Source organism: Desulfobulbaceae bacterium, from assembly GCA_013792005.1.
GTDB lineage: Bacteria > Desulfobacterota > Desulfobulbia > Desulfobulbales > VMSU01 > VMSU01.
Genome location: VMSU01000022.1, coordinates 22,105 through 28,823, shown reverse-complemented (window position 1 = coordinate 28,823; position 6,719 = coordinate 22,105). Strand labels below are relative to the sequence as shown.

Sequence of the window (6,719 nt, the reverse complement as noted above, 5' to 3'; positions counted from 1 at the left end):
TGTCGGCTTGGCATGGAAGATATTGACTCGACCTGCCTTTCCAGCACCGCCTGAGCCGTCATGACAACTGAAACAGATACCCCAGTTGTTAATCTGGCCTACAGTATTACCAATCACATGGGTACCACTATGGGCTACGGTACGGGTGAAGTCGGAACTGTAATCGGTTGTCGAGTGAGTACCACCTTCGTTAAAGGCGTAAATCGTCATCTGGCCTGCTGTGGCTGTCCAGCCGTTGACAATGGCACCTCGCTTCGGTTTCACATGACACTCTTCACAGGGCAAATGGGTCGGAAGGCCTCCAGAAGGTGTAGTCTCTTGGAAATTAGTGCCGCCAGGCCTGTTTCGTGGATCAGCATGACAGTATTCACACTCACCAATCTTAGAGTGATTGTTATTGTGATGCATGGTCGTGGTATTGGTATGACAGATAGTGCAACTTCCAGTGCCCATGGCGCTCACACCCTTCTTTCCGGTTGGGGCCACCAACTGTCCAGCAAGAGTCGTGGCATTGAAGGTATGACAAGTAAGACAAGAATCGTGTACCCGGCCATTGGCAACATCAACCGGCATACCAGTGGTAGTGCCTGCAGTGTTTGAATGACAGTTTGAGCATGAAGTTACATTAGTCACCAAGGTGCTGTGATTGATTGCCTTATGGCAGATCTGACAGTCATTACTTGCAGCAGTTCTCGTATCGTGATGGATGCCGCTTGTCCGGTAAGTCGCAACCGGATGACAGGTGAGACAGCTCGCGGTCCGAGGATCTGGCAGGGCCTCGGCCAACAGGGCGCTGCCATCTTTACCGGCACGCTTAACACCGCCGCCGTTTACATTAACATGACACAGACCGCATTTGCCCTTATGAACATTAACTGCGATATTAGCTCCGGAATGACAGGCATTGCAGGTACCGGACCAGGTAAAATCTTCGGCAGGATGGCTGCTGTGGGTTTCGGCCCGATCTGCATGGCAGTCAAGACAACGAACTGTCGCTGTATGAAGCCTGATAACATCACTCACCGAGGCATACGTCCCACTTAGGTTCTCCGTCCGAGTGGAATTATGACACAGGACGCAACTACCCTTATGAAGAGCCAAGATACCATCTACCCCATCCCAGGTATTAGTAAACAACGGATTCGTTGAAGTGGTTCCACCTCGCATATGGCACTCGTTACAGGATGCGCCATTATTAACAATATCAGCGGGCCCCATCAGAAGATCATGGGTCCCGCCATGACTATGGCCGTTAAAACCTGCCTTATGACAATCAGTACAGGTATGGGGTTTTAAATGCCCGATGGCATTTGCTGCAGAGCCAATCAAAGTGGCCCCAGGCGCTCCGCCCTGATGGCACTTAGCGCAGTTGTTACTATGAACACCGGCCATAATCTCGCCCTTTGGCGCTGCCACGCTCGCACCACCTGGGCCATGGCATGTCTGGCAAGAACTGATCCAACCAAAAGTTCCATCACCTTCATTGTGACCGCCATGTCCTGTTGCTCTATTGGCATGACAGTTCAGACAAGCAACTGTAGTCCCGTTTTTGATCACATCACTGACCGAGGTAAAGCCAATACCAATATTAGTAGTACGCGTTGAATTGTGGCAGAAACCGCAATCACTCCGATGAAGCGCAAAGATACCATCCGTTCCAGACCAGCTATTAACAAAGGCCGGATTGCCAGAACCAACTCCCCCACGGCTATGACAGGTGGCGCAGGCCTCACCATCAGCGAGATCAGTAGCCCGCATCAAAACATTATGGATGGCGCTGTTATGCTGCTGATGGTTAAGGAAATACCCAGTATGACAGGTAATACACTCCTTGTTCCCGGTCTGGCCAATGGCACTGCCGATCAATGCGCCATTGGTTGCGGTGTCATGACAAGTTGCGCAACCAAGACGAGAATGGGCCTGACCGGTAGCCGCAAACGGTGCGACTGTTGCTCCATGGCACCCTTTACAGTTGGAAGTATTTGGGGTTGAAGCCACGTTCGCTGTCATCTTGAGCGCGTGGTTATGGATATGGCCATTGAAGTAACTAGTGTGGCAGGTCTGGCAAGTAGTTCCCTTCCCCTTACCCATCGCACTGCCAATTCTTATTCCCAGACTGCCGCTGTGGCAGGTTTGACAACCAAGGCGGGAATGAGTCTGGTTTGCGGCAACATACGGTACAGTCGTCGCTGTCGTGTGACAACTCACGCACAACGACACTGTAACCATTTGGTGAATATGGTTATGATTATTAAAATATCCATCATGGCAGGTCTGACACGTTGCGCCTGCTGACTTACCAGTCGCGCTGCCGGTCAACTGGCCGTTGGTGGCATTATGACAGGTCTGACAGCTAAACGTACCGTGTGCCTGACCTGAACCCACATACGGAGCAGTTAATGCTGTGTGACAGTTCAGACATAACGAAACCGGCGGCATGACATGGGCGTGAGTGTGGTTGTTGATATACGCCCCATGACACGCCTCGCAAGCGCCGCCAGGAGGCGCCATGTTTGGCGCCTTTCCGTAAGCCGCCAGCAATGCGCCGGTCGTAGAATTATGGCAAGTTGCGCAGGCATCGTGGACTTTATTGTTACTCGTACTGACAGGGACTGATGTCGATGAGCCCGCGGTCCCCGTATGACAGGATGTGCAACTCTGGGATGAAGCGACCCGTGCAACATGACTTGCATTGACATGGTTGACGAAATAGGCCCCATGACAGGCATTACAAGTGCCGCCGCCAACCGGCATCGTCGGGGCCTTACTACTGTAAGGAGTTCGCAAGGAACCATTGCTATTATGGCACACGGTACAGTCGTCATGGATCTTATTATTGGTTGTACTTACCGGCACACCTGTCGCAGTGCCTGCGGTCTCGACATGACAGGTATTGCAGTTAGCAGTATCACCAACTCGGAGATTGTGACTCGCGGTGGCGTGGCTCGCAAAATAGGCGCCATGACATGCTTCACAGACACCGCCGCCAGCTGGCATTGCCGAAGCTTTGCCATAGGCAGCCCGCAATGAACCATTGGCGTTATGACAGGTAAAACAATCGTCATGCACCTTATTGTTGGCAGAAGCAACCGGCACCCCACTGTTGGCGCCAACGATACTTGCAGTCAAATGACACAGATTGCAGTTTGCCGAATCAACAACCCGAGTTGAGTGATTCGCGTTGGCATGGCTAGGAAAGTAGGTCCCGTGACAAGCGGTGCAGGCCCCCCCACCGTTATTGGAGCCAGGACCACCGTTTGGCATAGCAATCGCCTTACCGTAAGCCGCCTTCAGTGCACCGCTTATTTCATGACAGGTGGTGCACGCATCATGGATCTTTTTATCCAAGGCACTTACTGGCACCCCGGTAGCAGCACCAGCCGCCCCAGGATGGCAGGAGGCCGAGGAGCAAGTGCTATCCGCAGCCACAAGTGCTGTGTGGTTGCCGCCATAGGTTGTCCCGCTGTGACAATTAATACAGTTCCCATTAACTGCAACGGGAGAATCATGGTGAACAACTCCTTTTGGATAAGTAGACGGAAAGTGGCAGTCCGAGCAGCTTGCAGGGACGGCCAAGACTTGACCTATGGCCGTTCCATCCCCTCCTGCCCGGCGGGTAAAGTCACTGTTGGCCGGATCAACATGACACAAAGCGCAATCATTTCGATGAACAGAGGAGACCACTTCGCTATTCAAAGCGGAGTTATGACACGAGGAAACCCCGCAACTGCTCTTGTCTGAAACATTCCAGACAATATTGTGGCCATGGACAGCAGGTGCCTTTTTAGCCCAATGACATGACAGACACGCAGTCGGATTAGCCTTGGCGGAAATTACATCACTGACCCTTTCATTGACATTATTTGGGTTCCCGGTTTTACGGGTTTCATTATGACAGGTCGAACACAAACTATAATGCAAAGTGTAAATAGCTGGCCAGGTTGGCACTGAGTGACAAGTTGAACACAGTGAACCAGACGCCGCTTGAGAAAGGTCGGAGGCCTGCTCGACAACTTTATGACCGTGGCTGTGACCACCGAAATACGCAGTATGACAGGAAATACACTCACCACCTCCGGCAACGGCGCTGCCACGCAATGAGCCATTTGTACTATTATGGCAGGTCTGACAAGAAAGAGTGGAGTGAACCTCTCCTGCCACACTGCCAACAAATGGTGAAGAAAGGGCCACATGGCAGTTGATGCAATTATTGATTGGCTGAGAGGTATCGATATTCACCTTAACCAGATCCTCATGATCCTTGGTATGACCATTAAAATACGCGCTGTGACACGTCTGGCATGTTGCTCCAGCTGTCTTGCCGCTGGCGCTGCCGATCAGAGCTCCTGTCGTAGCGCTATGGCAAGTCAGGCAGGCAAGCCGGGAGTGAGTTTGTTCACTTGCCACATAGGGGGCCGTGGTCGCAGTTGCGTGACAGCTCACGCACAGTGGAACTGTATTCATAGTGTGGCTATGCTGATGGCCACTAAAATAACCGAGATGACAGGTCTGGCAATTTGCGCCGGAGGTCTTGCCGCTGGCGCTGCCCAATAAAACTCCAGTCGCTGTATTATGACAGGTTTGGCAGCCGTTCTTGTGGGCCTCGGTCGCAGTAGCAAAAGGAGCTGATGCCGCCACATGACAATTCACGCAAATCGGTACTGTGTTCAGGGTGTGGCCATAACTGTGGTTGGGGAAATAGACACCATGGCATGCGGTACAATTGCCTCCTCCAGGAGGCATGGCAATGGCCTTGCCATAAACAACCTTCAGAGTGCCGTCAACCTTATGGCAGGTGGTGCAGGCATCATGAACTTTAGGGTCATTACCATTGACTGCAACTCCAGCAGCAGTACCAGCGGTCAAATTATGACAGCTTACGCAACTTGCATCTGTCCCAACTCTGATGACATGGTCAGCAACAATTGACCCGATCCCGGATTTATGACATTGAGTGCAATTACCGGCAGCAGCATAACCGGTCTTGGAGATATGGTGAATGCCTCTGGATGCCAAAGAAAGTTTGGTAAGATGACAATCAATACAGGTTGACGTCCTAGTAGCGCCTATAGCGCTGCCGTCAATCCCATTATCAGGGTGACCATCCCTCAGTGGTCCCGCTCCCTGAGGGGATACATGACAGATGCCGCAGTTACCTCCATGGAGATCTGACACAATATTGGCAACTTGATTACTCGCATTATGGCAAGTCGCGCAATTTCCCGCCCACCCAAAATCTTGATTATCATGGGTGCCGCCGCCCTTAAATCCCTCATTGTGGGCATGACAACTGATGCAGTTTGATGTTTCACGCCCGGAATGGCTGTCTGTTACTCCAGGGAGAATTCCGTCGTTCTTATAATGGAGAGCCTGAGTATGACAGACCTGACACACACCGGTAGCGCCTGTCCCTTGTTCAACAAAACCGCCATTGGGATCAAAGAATTTAACCGCCTTCGTGGCAATAGTGTTGCGGACCAACTGGCCATATATCAGGCCAAAGGTATTACAGGTGACGGAATTTTTAATCTGAGTTTGGGGATTGGTGTAATTAGGATCTATTGCGGTAGCAGCAACTTTTCCTTTAATAACGACCTGGGAGGTAGTTGCTGAAAGAATAAGAAAGGTATTTGAGGTTGCGGTCTTGTCATGGACCAGAACTAAGCCGCGATCCGGATTCCCGACACTTTTATTAGCCCAGTCCGAGGGATGTGCTTCCGTTCCTACTGCCGGCCAATTGACATTGTCCGTGGCATTAGAATAATTGATAGTGGTCTGGTCTAGGATAGGGTCATATGCCGCATTATCGATTTGACCAGTCACCAAATAGGGCTCGGTTGCTGAACCGACCCAGTTTAGCTGATCCTGGTAATGCGGGTTATGACAGGCAGTACACCCTACGCCCCAATTTTGATGAGAAGAAGTTCCCATCCCCGTGGGAGAATGAGTGGTCACCTTAGGTTCCGTGCCTATTGAATTAAGACCATGACATTTCATACATACCGCATCGACAATAGCCGCATGATCTGGACTGGAACTTAGATTTGTCGGAGAATACTGCCACCACAATGAATAGCTATGGCATTCCGAACAATTTACACCATTTGCTTCATTGTGCGGGGCATCAATAACCGAAGCCCATGCCCCTCCTCCCGTAGCCAACAGCACAAAAAAAACCCACAAGACACCAACTTTTTTCATTTAATTTCCCCCTTTAAATTCCAAGCAGAGCAACTCGTCTCCTCCAAGACGAAACAAAAAAAAGCGTCATTTGGCGTACGAACAGGTCACCACACCCCATTCTGGGTTATAGCGCCCACCCTCTACTCCAAATGACGATACATTCCAACTTCATTCAAAATCGCCTAGGTTACTACACCCCATTCTGGGTCATAACGCCCACCACTACCCAAAGTGACGATTCCTCTAACTTCATTTAGGGTTTGATAGCAAAATAGACTCGTTCACTCATAGCCCCAATATTCCCTAATTGAACCTGCCTTTTTCTGCAAAAACAATACCCGCATGCCGAGCATTGTTAATTTTATGTAAATTATGCAAAACCACTCCTCCCCTCAATAACGACAGGGGGGACCGAAATCGGTCCCCCCTGTCGTTATTGGAAATTTTACTCTCTCTGCCAGGCCTTAAATTGGCCTTAGTATCCGTCAATAATTCACTTGTGCAATACTCGTCGTTTCATTACGGCTCATTATACT

General features: G+C 50.6%; 1 protein-coding gene. It reads right to left on the bottom strand.

Features of this window, described 5'->3' with window-relative positions; genetic code table 11:
* The coding region (locus FP815_01080; GenBank protein MBA3013533.1) for a hypothetical protein at window positions 1-6,201 on the bottom strand (6,201 nt) is incomplete at its 3' end.
* Window positions 6,202-6,719: the final 518 nt, after the last annotated feature.